Consider the following 17,540-nt stretch of genomic DNA (forward strand, 5'->3'; position numbering starts at 1 on the left):
CGGTCGCGACGATAATGGTCGGCTGGCGGAACGCTGGCACCCGGCGGGATCGGCTCTTGACCCCGTTGACGACGGCTTCTAGATTGCCTGAGCAAATTCGTCAAGTATTGCCACGCGCCATCCAGCTGTGGGGCCAAGCCCTCGCCAGACATGCGTCTCTCCCATGTCAAAGGATGCCGTCATGCTGCTTTCACCCGACCTTTCCGCCCGCATTGCCGAGGCGCGTGCCACCCACCCCAAACACCGCGAGCGTGATCTGGCTGCCGTGATTGGCATATCTGAGGCGCATCTGCTTGCCGCCGAAGTGGGGGCCGCAGTGACCCGGATCATCGCGGATCCGGCAAGGCTGATCCCGCATGTCGGCAAGATGGGGGATGTGATGGCGCTGACCCGCAACGAGAGTGCAGTGCATGAACGGCGCGGAAGCTATCTTGGCTTTCATGCCGGGCCCCATGCCGCGATGGTTCTGGGCGAAGAGATCGACCTGCGCATCTTCCCGCGCCATTGGGTGCATGGCTTTGCTGTGGCGCGTGAAACCGATCAGGGCGTGAAGCGCAGCCTTCAGGTCTTCGATGCCGCAGGAGATGCGGTGCACAAGGTGCATCTGGGGCCAGACTCCGATGTGGCTGCCTTTGACTGCGCAGTGGCAGACCTTGCGCTGCCGGTAGATGCCGCCTTCCAGATTGCTCCCCGCGCCGAAGTGGATGGCCCCCGCATCGTTGAGGACAAGATCTGGGCGCTGCGCAGCGAATGGGCGCAGATGTCCGACACACATCAGTTTCTGGCGATGGTGCGCAAGTTGAAGATGAACCGTCTGGGCGCAAACCGTGCTGTGGGGCCGGAGTATGCGCAGCGTTTGCCCGTGGATGCGGTCTCACGCGCGCTGGAGCAGTCTGCTGCCGAGGCGTTGAAGATCATGATCTTTGTCGGGAATGACGGCTGCATCCAGATTCATTCCGGCCCGGTTCAGCGCATCGCACCGATGGGGCCATGGCAGAATGTGCTGGACCCGCGCTTCAATCTGCATCTGCGAGTCGATCACATCGCCGAGGTCTGGCGTGTGGTCAAACCCACGAAGCGTGGGCCAGCCATTTCGATCGAGGCCTTTGATGCCGAAGGGCGGCTGATCCTGCAGATGTTTGGCAAACGCGCCGAGGCCGATACCGACACGCGCGGCTGGGACCGGCTGACCGAAACCCTGCTGGCCGAGGTGATGGCATGACCGGACGCTCGCTTTTGACGGTCGGACGCTTTCACGCGAGCTTGACCGCTATTTTGTTGGTGGCCTCAGTGGCGACCAGTGCGCGCGCGGAGGAGGGGCCTCAGCGTGTGGTGGCGGCAGGCGGATCGGCGGCAGAGATTGTCTATGCCTTGGGGCAAGGCGACCGGCTGATCGCACGCGACACCACGTCGAGCTATCCCGAGGCGGTGCTCGCCTTGCCTGATGTGGGATATGTGCGGCAACTCTCGCCCGAGAACCTGATCGCGATGGACCCAGACCTTATTCTGGCGGAACATGATGCAGGCCCGCCGGAGACCATTGAAATCCTGACCCATGCCGGGGTGCCGATGGTGACGCTGCCTCAAGCCCTTACCCCGGCAGATGTGCTGGCCAAGATCGCTGCCACGGCCGAGGCCTTGGGGGTGCCCGAAGCGGGAGCGGCGCTGGCCGAGAAAACGAGCGCCGATTTCGACGCTGCCGCGGCAGCGGCCGCATCGATGCCTGCGCGTCCACGCGTGCTGTTTGTCCTCTCGCTTCAAGGGGGGCGTATTCTTGCGGCGGGCGACGATACCTCTGCCGCCGCGATGATCGGTCTGGCGGGCGGGGTCAATGCGGTGGAGGGCCTGTCGGGCTACAAACCCTTGACGGATGAGGCGGCCATCGCGGCGGCACCGGATGTGATTCTGGCGATGGATCGCGGCGGAGATCTGGAGGTCGAAGCCAGTGAATTGGTCGCGCAACCGGCGCTGGCGCTGACGCCTGCGGGCCAAGCAGGGCTGGTGATCCGCATGGATGGACTGTATCTTTTGGGCTTTGGTCCGCGCACCGGGGCAGCGGCGCTTGAGTTGAACGCGGCTTTGCGTGCGGCAGTCGAGGAGAAAGGTTGATGGTCGCGCTGGATTGTCCCCGCTTGGAAGGGGGGAGGGATCATCAGGCGCGCCTGACCTGTTGCGCTCTCGCCGTTGCCTTGGCGGTGACCATGCTCATGAGCCTGTCGCATGGCGCATCCGGCGTTTCTTTGTGGTCTTTGACCTTGGGTGATGCGATGCCTGCGCGCGACCGGCTGATCCTGTGGGAAATCCGGCTTCCGCGCATGCTGACGGGCATTCTGGTGGGTGCTTCCTTGGCGATGGCGGGGGCGGTGATGCAGGGTCTGTTCCGCAACCCGCTGGCCGATCCGGGGCTGGTGGGCGTGGGAGCAGGGGCCGGGCTGGGCGCTGTTCTTGCCATCGTTTTGGGGGGGATGGCGCCGCTTTGGCTTGGCGCGGCGCTGGGCTATCATCTGGTGCCGGTGGCTGCGTTTCTGGGGGGATGGCTGTCGACGTTGCTGCTCTACCGTGTGGCAACGCGCTCTGGGCGAACCTCTGTGGCGACGATGCTGCTGGCGGGCATTGCGCTGGGCGCTTTGGCGGGTGCCGTCACGGGGGTGCTGGTCTACATCGCCGATGACCGCCAATTGCGCGATCTGACCTTCTGGGGCTTGGGCAGTCTGGGTGGCGCCAGCTGGCCCAAGCTGATGGCGGCAGGTCCGGTGATGATCTTGGCGCTGGTGGCCGCACCCTTTCTGGCCCGGGGGCTCAACGGTTTGGCCTTGGGAGAAGCGGCGGCACATCACATCGGTCTGCCGGTTCAGCGTGTGAAAACGGTTGCCATCCTGACCGTGGCGGCCGCCACCGGTGCGGCTGTGGCGGTGGCGGGAGGGATCGGCTTTATCGGAATTGTCGTGCCGCATCTGCTCCGACTGGCGACCGGGCCGGACCATCGCTTCTTGCTGATCAACGCCGGTTTGGCGGGGGCGATCTTGTTGCTGCTGGCGGATCTGATCGCGCGCAGCATCATCGCGCCCGCGGAGTTGCCGATTGGCATTGTGACCGCAACCTTGGGGGCCCCGGTGTTCTTGTGGATTTTGCTGCGCCGACGTGGAGTGGTGGATCTGTGATGCTGGTCGCGGAAGATATACGCGTGGTTCTTGGCAAGGCCGCCGTCTTGCACGGGATTACCGCCGAAGCGCACGCGGGTGAGGTGACGGTCATCGTGGGCCCCAATGGCTCGGGCAAGACAACACTGCTGCGCGCCTTGACGGGCGATGTCGGCTTTCGGGGGCGGGTCCGGCTGAACGGTCGCGATTGTTCGGAATTGCAAGCATGGGAACTGGCAGCGCTGCGCGGGGTGTTGCCGCAGGCTTCCGCCTTGGCCTTTCCCTTTACCGTCGCCGAGGTCGTGCGGTTGGGTCTGACTGCCGCCGTCCATGCCGACCGTGGCGATCTTGTGGCGCGTGCCTTGGCGGCGGTGGATATGCTGGGATTTGCTGCCCGTCTGTATCAGGAGCTTTCCGGAGGCCAACAGGCGCGGGTGCAACTGGCCCGGGTGCTGGTCCAGGTCTGGGAGCCGGTGGTCGACGGCGTGCCGCGCTGGTTGTTTCTGGACGAGCCGGTGGCCAGCCTTGACATCGCGCATCAGCTGGATGTGATCGGGCTGATGCGCGGTTTTGCCGAGCGGGGCGGCGGCGTGGTGAGCGTTCTGCATGACCTGAACCTGACGGCCATGGTCGCGGATCGGGTTTGGCTGATGGATCAGGGGCGTCTGACCGGCCAAGGGTCCGTGACCCAAGTGCTGACCGATGAGGCGCTTGAGCGTGCCTATGGGTGTCGCCTGCGGGTGGGCTGCTTGCCGCCTGCCGGCGGTTGGTTCGCCTTGCCGCAAGCGGTTGGAGGGCAGGGCACCTAAGCCTTTTGGCGGATAGGAGGTCCGCTGTTTGCCCTTCCGCTTGCGCGGCGGGGCGCGGGAGACGGGCCGCCCTGCACAGGCGCCGCGCGCTGGCAAAGACCAGCCGAGCGGGTTTTTCGGCGGGTTGCCGCGCAAGGGATTTGGCGGGTAAAGCTGCAGCGAGGCAGAACAACAGGAGAAACAGATGCGCAGAGTGGTCTTTGCCGCATTGTCCGCAGCTTTGACCGGGTTTGGCGGCTCGGCCCCGGCCTATGCCGAGCGGGCGGGGTATTATGAGGTTACGGCAGTCGCGGCGGACGACATGCTGAAAATGCGTGCGGGACCTGGCACCGGTTACAAGGTGATCGCGGGCTTTCCGAATGGAACGGTGTTCTGGGTCCACAGCTGCGAACAAACAGGCAGCACCCGCTGGTGCCGCGTGTCCTTGAAACAGGCGCGCGGATTGAAAGGTTTTGTCTCGCGCGCCTATCTCAAGGAAAACTAAAAGGGCCAAAGCCCTGAGGCCTTTGGGTTCAGGCTGGCAGGGCGGTGTAGTCGTTGACATACCAATCCACAAAGGACTGCACGCCCGCCACAAAATCAGTGCCGGGACGCGCGCCTGTCAAAGCGGTCAGCAGCTTGGCATCCGCCCAAGTGGCGGGAACATCGCCGGGCTGCATGTCCATGTAATTGCGGATCGCCTTGCGCCCGGTTGCCGCCTCGATCGCGTCGATGAAATCTTCCAGCCGGACCTTGTCGGAATTGCCGATGTTGACCACCCGCCAAGGCGCGACGGGCGAGAGACTGTCGTTTGCGACCGCCGGGCCTGAGCCGGGAATGGCGTCGAACAGATGCCGGATGCCGCGCACCAGATCATCAACAAAGGTGAAGTCGCGCCACATGTTGCCGTGATTGTACACGTCAATCGGGGTGCCGTTCAGGATGGCCTTGGTGAATTTGAACAGCGCCATATCGGGGCGGCCCCATGGTCCGTAAACGGTGAAGAAGCGGAACATGGTGATCGGAAGTCCATGGATATGCGCCCAAGAATGGGCCATCGCTTCGTTGGCCTTCTTGGTTGCGGCATAGAAAGACATCTGCGTATCGGCCTTATGCGTTTCGGCATAGGGCATCTCGGCGTTGGCACCATAGACAGAACTGGTCGAGGCCATCAGAAGATGGGCCGGGCGGGTTTCGAGTGCTGCCTGCATCACATTGAAGGTGCCGACGATATTGGCGTCGACATAGGCGCGGGGATTGTCGATCGAGTAGCGCACGCCCGCCTGCGCGGCGAGATGCACGATGATATCGGCGCGCGCGGTTCTGACACGCTCGGAAAGCGTTGTCGCATCTTCGAGCAGGGCACGGGTCATGTGAAACTGCGGGTAATTCGACAGGAGGGCGATGCGGCGCTCTTTCAGGGCGACGTCGTAGTAATCCGTCATGCCGTCATAGCCATGCACCGTCCAGCCTTCTTCCAGCAGAAGGCGAGACAAGTGAAAGCCGATAAAGCCGGCAGCGCCTGTCACAAATGCGGTTTTCATCAAATTCTGGCTCCAAAAAAGGGTCGTCTCACAATTCGTGGCATCCTAGTGCGCAAACACTTGCCACACCAGAGCCCGCGGGCGCGGCGAGCCCGATGGACGTTTGAGTGCGATGCCAGTATAGGTCGCGGACATTCGTGGCAGAGCTGACATTTTCACTAGATCAAGCGCGCTATCCGGTAGGCCTTTGCCACCCTGTGAGACGAGGCGCGCCGTGGGGTGCCACAGCCGTTACCTTTTCTGTTTTTTCGCGAGACTCTGTGCAAATGATTGATCCTTCGCCAAATGCCCAAAGATTGGACGCGCACCGGCTTTCGGTGGCACCAATGATGGAGTGGACGGACCGTCACTGTCGCGTTTTTCATCGTCTGATGACGCGGCGCGCCATGCTTTATACCGAGATGGTCACGGCGGCGGCCATCCTGCACGGGGCTCGGCCGCGTTTGCTGGATTACAGTGTGGTGGAGCACCCTGTGGCGCTGCAACTGGGCGGTTCGGTGCCATCGGAACTGGCAGAAGCGGTGCGGATCGCGCGCGATTGGGGCTATGACGAGATCAATCTGAATGTTGGCTGCCCGTCGGACCGGGTGCAATCCGGGTGTTTCGGCGCGGTGCTGATGGAGCGTCCGGCGCTGGTGGCCGACTGCGTGGCCGCGATGCAGGCGGAATCGCCGGTCCCGGTAACCGTAAAGTGCCGTATAGGGGTGGATGACCAAGTTCCCGAGGAGGTGCTGCCTGATTTCATTGACCAAGTGTCTCGCGCAGGCGTGCGCCATTTTATCATCCACGCCCGCAAGGCGTGGTTGCAGGGCCTGTCGCCCAAGGAAAACCGCGAGATCCCGCCTTTGGATTACCCGCTGGTGTTTCGGATGAAGCAGGCTTTCCCCGATCTGACCATTTGCATCAATGGCGGTGTGGCCACTCTGCCGCAGGCGAAAGAGATGCTTGAGCGGGGGATAGATGGGGTGATGATCGGGCGCGCGGCCTACCACGACCCGGCAGGGACGCTGATTGGCGCGGATGCGCTGTGGGGCGATGACCATGCGCCGGATGCGCATGCGGTGGTGCGCGCGATGAAGCCTTATATCGCGGCACATCTCGAGCAAGGGGGACGCCTGCACCAGATCACCCGGCATATGCTGGGGCTGTTCGCGGGGCGGCCCGGTGCGCGTGGGTGGCGGCGGGTGTTGTCGGAAGGCGCCACCCGCGAGGGGGCAGGGCTTGATCTGCTTGATCAGGCCTTGGCGCAGGTTCAGGTCGAGGCGGCCTGACCGCGCACAAAGCGTGACAGAGCCAAGGCGATGATGCCGCAAACGGCGATGGCGGCCAGCATGGGCAGCGCGGTCCCGTCAAAGAACGGGGCGGTGAGCGCGATCATCAGACCACCGGCCAGCATCTGTAGTGTTCCACCAAGTGACGAGGCGAGCCCCGCGATATCGCCATGGTCTTCCAACGCCAGAACCATGACTGTGGGGATCACAAGGCCTAGAAAAGCATTGGCGATGAACAGTCCGGTCATCACGACCGGCAAGCTGGCAGCGCCCATGACGCCGATCAGCGCAAGGCACAGCGTGGTGGCGAAGAAGCCAAGCACGGCGATGCGGACCACGCGTGTGGCACCAAAGCGTTGACCAAAGCCGGCGGCAAGCTGCGAGGCTGCGAAGAAACCGATCGCATTCACCGCAAAGGCCAGCGAGAAGCCGGTCGGTGTCAGACCAAAGGCCTGCGTGTAGACGAAAGGCCCCGACGCGATGAACACGAAAAAGCTGGCCATCGCAAAGCCGCCCAGAAAGGTCAGGGCCATGAAACTGCGATCCGTCAGCAATCGCTTGGCACCGCGCAGGCTGTCGGCCAGATCAAACCGCTGGCGCTGCGTCTCGGGCAGGGTTTCGATCAGCACAAAGCGGATCATCAGCAAGGAAAGGCCTGCCGCGATGGCAAGCACGCCAAAGATCCAACGCCAATCAGCAATTGCCATGACACCAGCGCCTGCCAAAGGCGCCAGCATCGGCGAGACCGAGATCACCAGCATGATCGCGGCCATCAGGCGCGTCGCCTGATGGCCTGTTGCCATGTCTCGGATAATGGCGCGCGGCACCACCATGACGGCCGCCCCGCCCAAGCCTTGGACAAAGCGACCTGCCGTCAGCCAGCCGATGCTGGGCGCCAAGGCGCAGATCAGGGTGCCGAGCAAGAAGATCACCAGCCCCGCATAAAGCGGCGGTTTGCGCCCGGCCTGATCCGCCCAAGGACCATAGAACAATTGCGCAACGCCAAAGGCGAGAAAATAGGCCGTGATCGTCCCTTGCATCGCGGCCACGCTGGTGCCGAGCCCTGCACCAATATCCGGCATCGCCGGCAAATACATGTCGATGGCGAAAGGACCGACGCAAGACAAAAGCCCCAACACGAGCGCGGGACGAAGCAATGAAGATGACATGAGGCGCGACTCGCAGCGGGAAAGGATGCGACGTGCCTACACCGATCCCTTGCTCTGCGTAACCCTGCTCTGGCCGCCGCCTCTGTGGCACGCTATCACGTGCGGAGTGCAAAAGGAGCGAGCATGCCAGATCTTAGCCTTCTTCTTCCGATGATCGGCCTCTTGTCGGTGATCGGCATCTTTGCGGGCGTCATTGCCGGGCTTCTGGGCGTTGGGGGCGGCATCGTGCTTGTTCCTGCCTTTTTCTACGCCTTCGGATACCTGGGCTTTGCCGGGCCGCAGCTGATGCAGGTGTGCCTTGCCACGTCTTTGGCCACGATTGTTGTCACCTCTCTGCGGTCTGTCATGGCGCATCACAAGCGTGGCGCGGTGGACTGGGAGATTTTGCGCACATGGGCGCCCTACATCGGCGTCGGAGCGGTTATCGGCGTCTTCACGGCTTCGGCGCTGAAGTCGACGACCTTGCAGGCGATCTTTGGTATCCTTGGCATTGCGGTGGGACTTTACATGGCCTTTGGCCGGGCGGACTGGCGCTTGGGGGCCGAGATGCCGAAAGGCGCAAAACGCGCCGGGTTTGGTGGAATGGTTGGTTTTCTGTCGGTGTTGATGGGGATTGGCGGCGGCAGTTTCGGAGTGCCGCTGATGAGTCTTTACAACACGCCGATCCACCGCGCGGTCGCGACAGCATCAGGTTTTGGGATGACCATTGCCGTGCCTTCGGTTGTGGTCTTTCTTTTGCTTCCGGTCGAGGGTGCGCCGCCCTACACCTTGGGCGCCGTCAACATGCCGGCCTTTGCGCTGATCTTTGCGATGACCATGATCTCTACCCCGTGGGGGGTGAAGCTGGCCCACGCGATGGACCCCAAGCCCTTGAAGCGTATTTTCGCAATCTTCATCACGCTTGTCGCGCTGAACATGCTGCGAAAAGTTCTGGGGTATTGAGAGGGCAAAGTGGTCGCAAGCCGGGGATGGGAGAAGATCGGGCCGCATCCTGCCATTCAGGCTTGGGCAGCAGCGGCCCTGCCAGTGGCACAGCGCGCGATCGTGGCGAGCGGTACGCCTTGGCGGTGTGGTGGCACTTGGTTTGTAGGAGTCGATGCCCTGCCCAATCTTGAGGATGGCGAGGTCGCAGCTGTGGCGTTTCCCTGGTGCGCTTTGCCACTGACGCCGCTTCCTTTGCACCGGGGGCAGCTCTCGGTGATCCGCCCGGGCTATCCGCAACCTTCTGCCGAAGAAACCGCAGCGGCTTTCGCCTTTCGTCAGCAACGGGATGCGGCGCATCTGGATGGTGTGTTGCCTGTAGGGCCTGACCGCCGCCGCATGATCCGTGAGCCGCACGCTTGGGTTCTTGGGCTGCCGCTCACGGACATCCCAGCGGCACCCTTGGTGGTGTGGGAAGGCAGTCACCGGATCATGGCGGCCGCCTTGCGCGAAGCGCTCGCGCCATATCCGCCGCAGAGTTGGGCAGAGGTAGACATCACGGTCGCGTATCAATCTGCGCGGTCGCAGGTTTTCAAGACCTGCCGTCGCGTCGAACTGCCGGCGAGGCTTGGCGAAGCGACCTTGCTTCACCGGATGACCCTGCACGGCGTGGCCCCTTGGGAGGGAGCTGCGCAGGGCGACCGGATCATCGCTTATTTTCGACCGCAGTTGTCGTGTGTCGAAGACTGGATCGTGTTGCCGTGAGGCGAGGCGATGCGGCGCGCGCTGGCTTGAGCCGGCGCGAGACCGCCGCGTGCTGCCGATGCTATCCTTGAACCCGGGCAGATCGGCCGCCGCGGCGTTTTGCAATCAGAGGGGCGCGCCGGGGCAAGTCTTCCATGACGCTTCGGCGTGCTTCGGGGCTCATGCGTGACCAGAGCGTGATTTCGTCAATGCTGCGCAGGCAACCGACGCAAAGCCGGGCTTCGGGATGGACGACGCAGAGCTTGACGCACGGCGACTCGACCTCATCGCGTTTCCAGATCTCGTCTGTCACAGATCGCCTTGCCTTGCTGCCATATATGTCATGCGGTCCAACGCCCCTTGCAGAATATAGCTGGCGGCAACCTTATCGATCACCTCTTTGCGACCCTTTCGCGACGTATCCGCCTCTAGCAGTGCGCGTTCGGCGGCGACGGTGGAAAGACGTTCGTCCCAGAAGGTGATCGGCAGGGCGGTCAGCTTTTCGAGGTTGCGGGCAAAAGCCCGCGTGGATTGCACGCGCGGCCCTTCGGAGCCGTCCATGTTGAGCGGCAGACCGAGGATGATGCCGACCGCGTTGCGAGACGCCAGCAGCGCCAGCAGGCGTTGCGCATCCAGTGTGAACTTCTCGCGGCGGATGACTTCCACGGGGGTCGCCACCGACCGCCGCAGGTCTGACAGCGCGACGCCAATGGTCTTGTCGCCGAGGTCGAGCCCGGCAATGCCGCCTTGCGGGGGCAAAGTGGCCAAGAATTCTGTCACATCGGTCAGGATCATTCCGCCACTCCTGCCTCGACCGCTGCTTGGCGCAGACCTGAAAGCTCGACCGTGCGCCCGGCAAAGCGTTCCTGCGCTTCGGCATAGATGGCGCGGGCTTGATCCATCCGGCCAATCCGGGCCAAGGCGGTGATAAGCCGTGCCCAGTCTTCTGCAGGGCCACCTTCCGCGGCAAGGCGCGCGCCCAGCTGGTCGACCATGCCTTCCACCATGGCCTGCCGTTCCTCGGGCGTCATTTCGCTGGCAGCCTCGACATCGGCACCGGTTGGGCCGCGTTGACCCGGGGCGGAAGGAAGGGTGTAGTTCACGCCTGCACGGGCGGCCACTTCGCTGATCTGTTCGCGGATCGGGGCAATCCAAGGCGCATCGGGCGGGCCCTCTTGCAGGAGGCGGTTCCAAAGAATGAAGGTGCGGTCAAAGCGCCCGATCTGCGCGAACATCGTGCCGGTATAGTAACGCGCGGTGCCATTGCGCGGGTCAGCCTCCAGAGCGCGGACCAACGCCTGTTCAGCTTCAGGCGAGACATACCCGCCCGCGGCCATGATCAACAACTCGGCATGTGCGGCGTGGTCTTCGCTGGTGGCATCCTGACCCTTGAGAGAAAGAATGGCGGCTTGCGCCACAGAGGCTGCTTGCAAATTGCCCATCGCGGCCTCGTTGCGCGCCAAAAGCTCTAGGCCGCGAAGATCATTCGGGCGGTCTTGAACCGCTTGGCGCAGTTGAACCATCAGCTCAAGAAAGGACGGGTCAACAGTCTCGCGCGCGGTTGCAGGAGGCACCTGTGCTTCGGCTTCGGCCTGTGAGGGGCGATTGGCGCGCAGCTCTTCGGACATGGCCAGACGCTGGGCCAAGGGCAAGTCAGGATAGCCGGGGGCGCCGAGATGCCAGTAGCCACCGACGCCTGCCAGCAGCACCACTGCGATCAGCGCGGCCATCCCGCGCCCGCCGCCTGCTACCGAAACCGGGGCCGTCGCGCGGGACGCGCGGTCTGCATCGAGCAGGCGGCGCTGAATTTCTGTCCGCAACCGGGAGCCTTCTTCGGCGGGAAGGGTGCCACGGGCGATGTCGCGTTCGATCTCATTCAACTGGTCGCGGTAGACCGCAAGGTCGAAGTCGACCGGGGCACGGCTGTCTTGGCGGGCGCGTGCCATGGCGCGCAGCAAAGTGGCGGCGATGCCCACGACCAGAAGGGCCGCAGCTGCCCAGAATCCCCATACCGCCATTGTCGCGCCCCCACATGCCTTTCTCCTCATGTAAGGCCTTCGGCAGGCGGACAAAAGGCGGGAATTGGCCGCAGGCGGGGCTACGGTTCGCGCGCGTCACGCCAATGTGAGGCCGGGCGGATTGCCGGGACTCCCTTCAAAGGGCAGGGATGTCGCAATTTTCCCTGTTGTGCCGCTTGGGGCTGAGGCGCGGGCGCGCTAAGGGTTCACTAAAGGCCCGATCAGGTGTGCCGTTGCCGAAGGACAGCTCCGATGAAGCGCTATTCCGTTTTTGCCCTCGCGCGTGAGGCGTTCAACCACCATCAAGGCTGGGAACGGGCGTGGAAATCTCCAACACCCAAGGCGTCTTATGATGCGGTCATCATCGGGGCAGGGGGTCATGGGCTGGCAACAGCCTATTACCTTGGAAAAAACCACGGCATCCGAAATGTGGCGATCATCGAAAAGGGCTGGCTTGGCGGGGGCAATACCGGGCGAAACACCACGATCATCCGGTCCAACTACCTTCAGGATCCTTCGGCCGCGATCTATGAAAAGGCGCGCAGCCTTTATGAGACCCTGAGCCAAGATCTGAATTACAACATCATGTTCAGCCCTCGCGGGCTGTTGATGCTGGCGCAGACCCATCACGAGGTGCGCGGATATCTGCGCACGGTGCATGCGAACAATTTGCAGGGCGTGGCCACGGAATGGATCACGCCGGAACGCGTCAAGGCATTGGTGCCCATCATCAACATCGACGGACCGCGGTATCCGATTCTCGGAGCCTTGTATCAGGCGCGGGGCGGCACGGCGCGGCATGATGCTGTGGCATGGGGCTATGCGCGGGCCTGTTCCGAGATGGGCATGGACATCATCCAGCAATGTGAGGTGACGGGTGTCCGGTCAGAGAATGGGAAGGTCACAGGTGTAGAGACCACCAAAGGATTCATCGGCACGCGGAAACTGGGCATCGTGGTGGCAGGCCATTCCGGACAAGTGGCCGAGATGGCGGGATTCCGCCTGCCCGTCGAATCGATGGCATTGCAGGCGCTGGTGAGCGAGCCCATCAAGCCTTGCATGGATGTGGTGGTGATGGCCAACACCGTGCATGGATATATGAGCCAATCCGACAAGGGTGAGATGGTGATCGGGGGCGGCACGGATGGGTTCAACAACTACACCCAACGCGGCTCGTTCCACCACATCGAAGAGACGCTGCGCGCCTTGGTGGAAACTTTCCCCATGATTTCAAGACTAAAGATGCTGCGGCAGTGGGGGGGAATTGTCGATATGACGGGTGACCGGAGCCCCATCATCTCGAAAACGCCGCTTGGAAATTGCTTCATCAATTGCGGCTGGGGCACGGGCGGGTTCAAGGCGATACCCGGTTCGGGCTGGGCGATGGCCGACTTGATGGCGCGTGGAGAGCCGGGGCCGCTGGCCGCCGAGTTTGACATGTGGCGCTTCCGGGAAGGCCGCTTCATCGATGAATCCGTGGCCGCCGGAGTTGCCCATTGATCGACCCCGGGAACCAGTTGCGGGACGTCAGCGTTCACTTTGCAATCAGCTATTGCAAGGAGGACCAGAAATGGCCGACGCATATAATTCGACCACCACGACCACCACTCCGGGCTATACCAACCCGGCAAACCCGCCGCATGGCGCAGCGACGCATACGACCCATGTCCGCGAAACCCACCAATCCACAAACTGGTTTGCGTGGCTGCTGGGCGGCGCCGTCGTCGCCGTCGGCATCGGTGCGCTTGTCTACAGCAATGACGACGTCGCACCTGGCACGCCCGCAGCGGTTGACAACAACGTCACCATCCAGTCGCCAGCCACGGCGCCTGCGGCTGACGCTCCTGTCGCCACCACGCCTGATGCGACCGCTCCCGCAGCTGATGCACCGGTTGCCACCACGCCTGACGCAACGGCTCCGGCTGCAGATGCTCCGGCCGCTGCTGACCCTGTTGCCCCTGCGCCTGAAGCCGCTCCGGCTGCGCCGACTGGCAACTAAGGGCTTTTCTCAACCTTCTCTCACACCGAGGGGCGGGTGCTTTCGGGCACCCGCCCTTTTCTCGTTTAAAGGTGCGCCATGCTGATCCTTGAATGCCCGTATTGCGGCGTAAAAGCAGAAGAAACCGAGCTCTCTCCCGGCGGTGAAGCCCATTTGAAGCGCTTTGGTCCCGGGTCTTCCGACGCGGATTTCGAAGCCTATATGTTTGCGCGGAAAAACCCCAAGGGCGTTCATTTCGAGCGCTGGCGTCATGCCTATGGCTGCGGGAAATGGTTTCTGGCGGCGCGCTGCACCGCAACACTTGAAGTGTTCGGCACCTACCCGGCGCAGAGTTCAGAGCCGCCCGCGGATATCGTCGCAAAGATCAAGGCCAAGCGTCCAGAATGGAAGGGCTTTTCATGAGCACGCGTCTGAAATCCGGAGGCCGGCTGATCGACCGCTCCTCTCCGCTCGAGTTTTCCTTTAACGGTAAGCGCCTGCGGGGCTGCGCAGGGGATACGCTGGCGTCCGCCCTGTTGGCCAACGGTCAGATGCTGGTCGGGCGGTCGTTCAAGTATCACCGTCCACGCGGCATTGTTGCCAGTGGGGCGGAAGAGCCGAATGCGCTGGTGAACCTGGGGCAGGGCGCGCGGCTGGAGCCGAACCAGCGCAGCACCACGACCGAGCTTTTTGATGGGTTGGAAGCACGCAGTCAGAACCACTGGCCGTCGCTGGAGTTCGACATTGGCGTCGTCAACAATTATGCGGCCCGTTTCTTGCCGGGGGGGTTCTACTACAAGACCTTCATTCATCCGCGCGCGGCATGGAAACATCTCTTCGAGCCGATCATCCGGCAGTCTGCAGGGCTTGGTTCGGCCCCGAAAGACCGTGACGCAGATCGCTATGAGCAGGCTTATGCGTTTTGCGACCTGCTGATCGTGGGCGGAGGGGTGGCGGGGCTTCAGGCGGCCCGTGTGGCTGGCCGTGCCGGAGCGCGAGTCCTGCTGGTGGAGCAAAGCGCCCATTGGGGCGGCCGCGCCCCCGTTGATGGCGACGTTATCGATGGAAAGGCCGCTGCCGATTGGGTGGAGGACGCCCTGTCAGAGCTTGAGGCGATGGAAAACGTGACGTTGCGGCTCCGTTGCATGGCAGCGGGCTCTTACGATCATGGCTATGTGCTTTTGGATGAAAAGCTTGCGGACCACACACCGGGTGACGGGCGACCGAAGCATCGGCTGTGGCGGGTGCGTGCTGGCAAGATCATCGCCGCCACGGGGGCCATTGAACGCCCGTTGTCTTTTGCGGGCAATGATGTTCCCGGCGTGATGCTGGCGGGGGCTGTGCGTGACTATGTCGTGAACTGGGCAGTCTCGCCCGGTGACCGGACGGTGGTGGTGACCAATAACGACGATGCCTATCGCACTGCGATTGCTTTGAAAGAGGCAGGGCTTGACGTGGTCGCCGTGATAGATGCCCGCAGCCATGCGAATGGTCCTTTGCCCGAGCGGACCCGGGCCATGGGCATTCGGGTGGAAACCGGGCGCGCGATTGCCAAGGTCAAGGGCGGCAAACGGGTGGAGGCAATTGAGGTTTGCCTGCAGGCGGGCGAGGGGGCTGCCAGCTCGACCATACCCTGTGACGCTGTGGCCATGTCGGGCGGCTGGTCGCCTGTCGTTCATCTGTGGAGCCATTGTGGCGGGAAGCTTCTTTGGGATGAGGACGAGGCGATGTTCCGCCCGGACCCGTCCCGGCCACCTTTGACGCACGATGGCAGTGCCATGGTGGTGGCGGCGGGTGCGGCCAATGGCGCGTTGCGTGACGCAGCAGCCGATGCCGACGGGCAGGCAAAAGCAGCGTTGGACTCTCTGGGGTTCACTTATGATGCCAACGAGCCTCCGGTTCATGATCTTCCGGCGGAGGCCTTGATCGAGCCGGTCTGGGTGATGCCGCAGGGCGCGCCGATTGCACTGCGCAGTAAGATGTGGCTGGATTTTCAGAACGATGTGAAAGTCTCTGACGTGCAACTCGCGGCGCGCGAGGGTTACGAGAGTGTCGAGCATACCAAGCGTTACACAACCTTGGGCATGGCGACGGACCAAGGCAAGCTAAGCAATATCAACGGGCTGGCGGTTCTTGCGGACAGCCTGAACACCGCGATTCCCAACGTGGGCACCACGACCTTCCGCCCGCCCTACACGCCAGTTCCCCTTGGGGCCTTGGCTGGTGAAGCGCGCGGCGAGATTTTCCAGCCTCTGCGCAAGACGCCCATGCATGACTGGCACGAACAGAATGGCGCTTACTTCGAGCCGGTCGGATACTGGCGCCGCCCCTATTGCTTCCAGCGCCCCGGTGAAACGGTGCATCAGGCCGTGGAACGCGAGGTGAAGAACACCCGCAGTGCCCTTGGCCTGCTGGATGCCTCGACGCTGGGTAAGATCATCGTGAAGGGACCCGATGCGGGGCGCTTTCTTGACATGCTTTACACGGGCGTCATGAGCACCCTGCCGGTCGGCAAATGCCGCTATGGTCTGATGTGTAACGAGCAAGGGTTTCTGTCAGATGACGGCGTGGTCGCCCGGATTGATGAGGACACGTGGCTGTGCCACACCACCTCGGGCGGGGCAGACCGTATCCACGCTTGGATGGAAGATTGGCTGCAATGCGAATGGTGGGATTGGCAGGTTTTTACCGCCAATGTGACCGAACAGTATGCGCAAGTTGCCGTGGTTGGTCCGAACGCCCGCAAGGTGCTTGAGCGTCTGGGGGGCATGGATGTGTCGCGCGAGGGGCTGAAGTTCATGGAATGGCGCGATGGCAGTTTGGGGGGCTTTGCCTGCCGCGTCTATCGCATCAGTTTTTCGGGTGAATTGTCCTATGAGATTGCTGTCCCCGCCAGCCAAGGCGCGGCTTTCTGGGCGGCCTTGCACGCGGCCGGGGCTGAGTTCGGCGCGATGCCCTATGGCACCGAGGCGCTGCACATCATGCGGGCCGAGAAGGGCTTTATCATGATCGGGGACGAGACGGACGGCACGATCATCCCGCAGGATCTTGGCCTCGATTGGGCGATATCCAAGAAGAAGACCGATTATCTTGGCAAACGTGGTCAGGAGCGCGCTTATCTGGCCGACCCAGACCGTTGGAAGCTTGTGGGCTTTGAAACCTTGGACGGGTCCGTGATTGAAGATGGGGCCTATATTCCGGACACCGGAATGAACGCCAATGGTCAGCGCAGGGTACAGGGGCGCGTCACCTCGACCTATCACTCTCCGACTCTGGGCCGCGGCATCGCCTTGGGGTTGCTGCGCCATGGGCCGCAGCGCATGGGGGAAGTGGTGACCTTCACCAAGATGGACGGTGGCACGACCCAAGCCCGGGTGGTGGACACGGTGTTTTATGACAAGGACGGGGAGAAGCCCAATGTCTGATCCAGTCAGCGCCCTTGGCGGTGCAACATTTGAAGGCTTCGCTTCGGTGCGTGAAATCGGGCCTTTGGGGATGATTACCTTGCGCGCGAAGTCTGGCACGCCCGGCCTCGCAGAGGCGGTTCAGGCGGCCACGGGGTGCGCGTTGCCAGAGCAACGCCGCCTTCTTCGTCAGGGCGACCGGGCCGTGGGTTGGATGAGCCCGGATGAGTTTCTGCTGATCCTTCCCTATGCTGAGGTGGCCTCTGGGCTCGCGGCTATCGCGCAGGCCTTGCAAGGCCAGCATCATCTGGCGGTGGATGTGTCTGACGCGCGCGCGGTGTTCCGGATCGAGGGGAGTAAGGCCGATCAAGTGCTGCGCAAGCTGTCGCCGGTGGATTTCGACCGTCTGGAGCCGAACGAGCTGCGCCGAAGCCGCGCTGCGCAGGTGGCCGCGGCCTTCTGGAGCGAAGATGGTGGCTTTACGCTGGTCTGTTTTCGATCGGTGGCTGGTTATGTGATGGGGCTTTTGCGCACATCTGCGCAGCCGGGCTCTGAACTTTAAA

General features: G+C 62.8%; 18 protein-coding genes. 13 read left to right on the plus strand and 5 right to left on the minus strand.

The genetic code is table 11. From position 1 onward, the window contains the following. Window positions 1-181: 181 nt before the first annotated feature. The 5 genes from CUR21_RS04265 (at window position 182) to CUR21_RS04285 (ending at window position 4,433) form a co-directional block, all read left to right on the plus strand. The gene (locus CUR21_RS04265; protein ID WP_100195776.1) at window positions 182-1,222 is read left to right on the plus strand and encodes a hemin-degrading factor; all 1,041 of its coding nucleotides are present in this window, start codon (window positions 182-184) and stop codon (window positions 1,220-1,222) included. Then, window positions 1,219-2,109 carry a hemin ABC transporter substrate-binding protein gene (locus CUR21_RS04270; RefSeq protein WP_100195777.1) on the plus strand — a complete coding sequence of 297 codons (891 nt, stop codon included), beginning with the start codon at window positions 1,219-1,221 and terminating at the stop codon, window positions 2,107-2,109. The genes CUR21_RS04265 and CUR21_RS04270 overlap by 4 nt, the downstream gene beginning before the upstream one ends. Then, on the plus strand, window positions 2,109-3,161 hold the full coding sequence (locus tag CUR21_RS04275) for an iron ABC transporter permease (protein ID WP_100195778.1): 1,053 nt from the start codon (window positions 2,109-2,111) through the stop codon (window positions 3,159-3,161). Before CUR21_RS04270 ends, CUR21_RS04275 begins: the two co-directional genes overlap by 1 nt. After that, window positions 3,161-3,949, plus strand: coding sequence for a heme ABC transporter ATP-binding protein (locus CUR21_RS04280; RefSeq protein WP_100195779.1), 789 nt, complete (start codon window positions 3,161-3,163; stop codon window positions 3,947-3,949). Before CUR21_RS04275 ends, CUR21_RS04280 begins: the two co-directional genes overlap by 1 nt. Window positions 3,950-4,133: 184 nt before the next feature. After that, window positions 4,134-4,433, plus strand: coding sequence for an SH3 domain-containing protein (locus tag CUR21_RS04285; RefSeq protein WP_100195780.1), 300 nt, complete (start codon window positions 4,134-4,136; stop codon window positions 4,431-4,433). A gap of 28 nt (window positions 4,434-4,461) precedes the next feature. Here the strand turns inward: CUR21_RS04285 and CUR21_RS04290 are convergent, their stop codons facing one another. Next, window positions 4,462-5,472 carry an SDR family NAD(P)-dependent oxidoreductase gene (locus CUR21_RS04290; RefSeq protein WP_100195781.1) on the minus strand — a complete coding sequence of 337 codons (1,011 nt, stop codon included), beginning with the start codon at window positions 5,470-5,472 and terminating at the stop codon, window positions 4,462-4,464. A 266-nt stretch (window positions 5,473-5,738) separates the two neighbouring features. Between CUR21_RS04290 and dusA the strand changes: the two genes are divergently transcribed. Further along, window positions 5,739-6,743, plus strand: coding sequence for a tRNA dihydrouridine(20/20a) synthase DusA (gene dusA / locus CUR21_RS04295; protein ID WP_100195782.1), 1,005 nt, complete (start codon window positions 5,739-5,741; stop codon window positions 6,741-6,743). Here the strand turns inward: dusA and CUR21_RS04300 are convergent. Beyond that, the gene (locus CUR21_RS04300) at window positions 6,725-7,912 is read right to left on the minus strand and encodes a multidrug effflux MFS transporter (RefSeq protein WP_100195783.1); all 1,188 of its coding nucleotides are present in this window, start codon (window positions 7,910-7,912) and stop codon (window positions 6,725-6,727) included. The genes dusA and CUR21_RS04300 overlap by 19 nt on opposite strands. A 123-nt stretch (window positions 7,913-8,035) precedes the next feature. Between CUR21_RS04300 and CUR21_RS04305 the strand changes: the two genes are divergently transcribed. Beyond that, window positions 8,036-8,854 (plus strand): sulfite exporter TauE/SafE family protein, encoded by an 819-nt coding sequence (locus CUR21_RS04305; RefSeq protein ID WP_100195784.1) that lies wholly within the window; start codon window positions 8,036-8,038, stop codon window positions 8,852-8,854. A 9-nt stretch (window positions 8,855-8,863) separates the two neighbouring features. Next, complete coding sequence (locus CUR21_RS04310) at window positions 8,864-9,598, plus strand: hypothetical protein (protein WP_100195785.1); 735 nt, start codon at window positions 8,864-8,866, stop codon at window positions 9,596-9,598. A 61-nt stretch (window positions 9,599-9,659) separates the two neighbouring features. Here CUR21_RS04310 and CUR21_RS04315 read toward each other — a convergent pair whose 3' ends face one another. Genes CUR21_RS04315 through ccmI form a run of 3 tightly spaced genes read right to left on the minus strand, consistent with a single transcriptional unit; the run spans window position 9,660 to window position 11,595 of the window. Then, window positions 9,660-9,890 carry a DUF1289 domain-containing protein gene (locus CUR21_RS04315; protein ID WP_100195786.1) on the minus strand — a complete coding sequence of 77 codons (231 nt, stop codon included), beginning with the start codon at window positions 9,888-9,890 and terminating at the stop codon, window positions 9,660-9,662. Next, window positions 9,887-10,372, minus strand: a complete 486-nt coding sequence (gene ruvX, locus CUR21_RS04320) for a Holliday junction resolvase RuvX (protein ID WP_100195787.1) — start codon at window positions 10,370-10,372, stop codon at window positions 9,887-9,889. Before ruvX ends, CUR21_RS04315 begins: the two co-directional genes overlap by 4 nt. Next, on the minus strand, window positions 10,369-11,595 hold the full coding sequence (gene ccmI / locus CUR21_RS04325) for a c-type cytochrome biogenesis protein CcmI (protein WP_100195788.1): 1,227 nt from the start codon (window positions 11,593-11,595) through the stop codon (window positions 10,369-10,371). The genes ruvX and ccmI overlap by 4 nt, the downstream gene beginning before the upstream one ends. A gap of 252 nt (window positions 11,596-11,847) precedes the next feature. Here ccmI and CUR21_RS04330 point away from each other — a divergent pair, with 252 nt between their 5' ends. The 5 genes from CUR21_RS04330 to CUR21_RS04350 all read left to right on the plus strand — a co-directional run bounded on the left by CUR21_RS04330 (window position 11,848) and on the right by CUR21_RS04350 (window position 17,539). Next, complete coding sequence (locus CUR21_RS04330; RefSeq protein WP_100195789.1) at window positions 11,848-13,095, plus strand: sarcosine oxidase subunit beta family protein; 1,248 nt, start codon at window positions 11,848-11,850, stop codon at window positions 13,093-13,095. A gap of 70 nt (window positions 13,096-13,165) precedes the next feature. After that, window positions 13,166-13,594, plus strand: coding sequence for a hypothetical protein (locus CUR21_RS04335; RefSeq protein ID WP_100195790.1), 429 nt, complete (start codon window positions 13,166-13,168; stop codon window positions 13,592-13,594). A 78-nt stretch (window positions 13,595-13,672) separates the two neighbouring features. Further along, window positions 13,673-13,996 carry a sarcosine oxidase subunit delta gene (locus CUR21_RS04340; RefSeq protein WP_100195791.1) on the plus strand — a complete coding sequence of 108 codons (324 nt, stop codon included), beginning with the start codon at window positions 13,673-13,675 and terminating at the stop codon, window positions 13,994-13,996. Next, window positions 13,993-16,998 carry a sarcosine oxidase subunit alpha family protein gene (locus tag CUR21_RS04345; RefSeq protein WP_100195900.1) on the plus strand — a complete coding sequence of 1,002 codons (3,006 nt, stop codon included), beginning with the start codon at window positions 13,993-13,995 and terminating at the stop codon, window positions 16,996-16,998. The genes CUR21_RS04340 and CUR21_RS04345 overlap by 4 nt, the downstream gene beginning before the upstream one ends. After that, window positions 16,991-17,539 (plus strand): sarcosine oxidase subunit gamma, encoded by a 549-nt coding sequence (locus CUR21_RS04350; RefSeq protein WP_100195792.1) that lies wholly within the window; start codon window positions 16,991-16,993, stop codon window positions 17,537-17,539. The genes CUR21_RS04345 and CUR21_RS04350 overlap by 8 nt, the downstream gene beginning before the upstream one ends. Window position 17,540: the final 1 nt, after the last annotated feature.

The organism is Pseudorhodobacter sp. MZDSW-24AT, assembly GCF_002794355.1.
Lineage (GTDB): Bacteria > Pseudomonadota > Alphaproteobacteria > Rhodobacterales > Rhodobacteraceae > Pseudotabrizicola.

What these genes read in the sequence shown, in the direction of transcription:
- CUR21_RS04265 (WP_100195776.1), top strand. Translation starts at nt 182, where the DNA reads ATGCTGCTTTCACCCGACCTTTCCGCCCGCATTGCCGAGGCGCGTGCC.
- CUR21_RS04270 (WP_100195777.1), top strand. Translation starts at nt 1,219, where the DNA reads ATGACCGGACGCTCGCTTTTGACGGTCGGACGCTTTCACGCGAGCTTG.
- CUR21_RS04275 (WP_100195778.1), top strand. Translation starts at nt 2,109, where the DNA reads ATGGTCGCGCTGGATTGTCCCCGCTTGGAAGGGGGGAGGGATCATCAG.
- CUR21_RS04280 (WP_100195779.1), top strand. Translation starts at nt 3,161, where the DNA reads ATGCTGGTCGCGGAAGATATACGCGTGGTTCTTGGCAAGGCCGCCGTC.
- CUR21_RS04285 (WP_100195780.1), top strand. Translation starts at nt 4,134, where the DNA reads ATGCGCAGAGTGGTCTTTGCCGCATTGTCCGCAGCTTTGACCGGGTTT.
- CUR21_RS04290 (WP_100195781.1), bottom strand. Translation starts at nt 5,472, where the DNA reads ATGAAAACCGCATTTGTGACAGGCGCTGCCGGCTTTATCGGCTTTCAC.
- dusA (WP_100195782.1), top strand. Translation starts at nt 5,739, where the DNA reads ATGATTGATCCTTCGCCAAATGCCCAAAGATTGGACGCGCACCGGCTT.
- CUR21_RS04300 (WP_100195783.1), bottom strand. Translation starts at nt 7,912, where the DNA reads ATGTCATCTTCATTGCTTCGTCCCGCGCTCGTGTTGGGGCTTTTGTCT.
- CUR21_RS04305 (WP_100195784.1), top strand. Translation starts at nt 8,036, where the DNA reads ATGCCAGATCTTAGCCTTCTTCTTCCGATGATCGGCCTCTTGTCGGTG.
- ruvX (WP_100195787.1), bottom strand. Translation starts at nt 10,372, where the DNA reads ATGATCCTGACCGATGTGACAGAATTCTTGGCCACTTTGCCCCCGCAA.
- ccmI (WP_100195788.1), bottom strand. Translation starts at nt 11,595, where the DNA reads ATGGCGGTATGGGGATTCTGGGCAGCTGCGGCCCTTCTGGTCGTGGGC.
- CUR21_RS04330 (WP_100195789.1), top strand. Translation starts at nt 11,848, where the DNA reads ATGAAGCGCTATTCCGTTTTTGCCCTCGCGCGTGAGGCGTTCAACCAC.
- CUR21_RS04335 (WP_100195790.1), top strand. Translation starts at nt 13,166, where the DNA reads ATGGCCGACGCATATAATTCGACCACCACGACCACCACTCCGGGCTAT.
- CUR21_RS04340 (WP_100195791.1), top strand. Translation starts at nt 13,673, where the DNA reads ATGCTGATCCTTGAATGCCCGTATTGCGGCGTAAAAGCAGAAGAAACC.
- CUR21_RS04345 (WP_100195900.1), top strand. Translation starts at nt 13,993, where the DNA reads ATGAGCACGCGTCTGAAATCCGGAGGCCGGCTGATCGACCGCTCCTCT.
- CUR21_RS04350 (WP_100195792.1), top strand. Translation starts at nt 16,991, where the DNA reads ATGTCTGATCCAGTCAGCGCCCTTGGCGGTGCAACATTTGAAGGCTTC.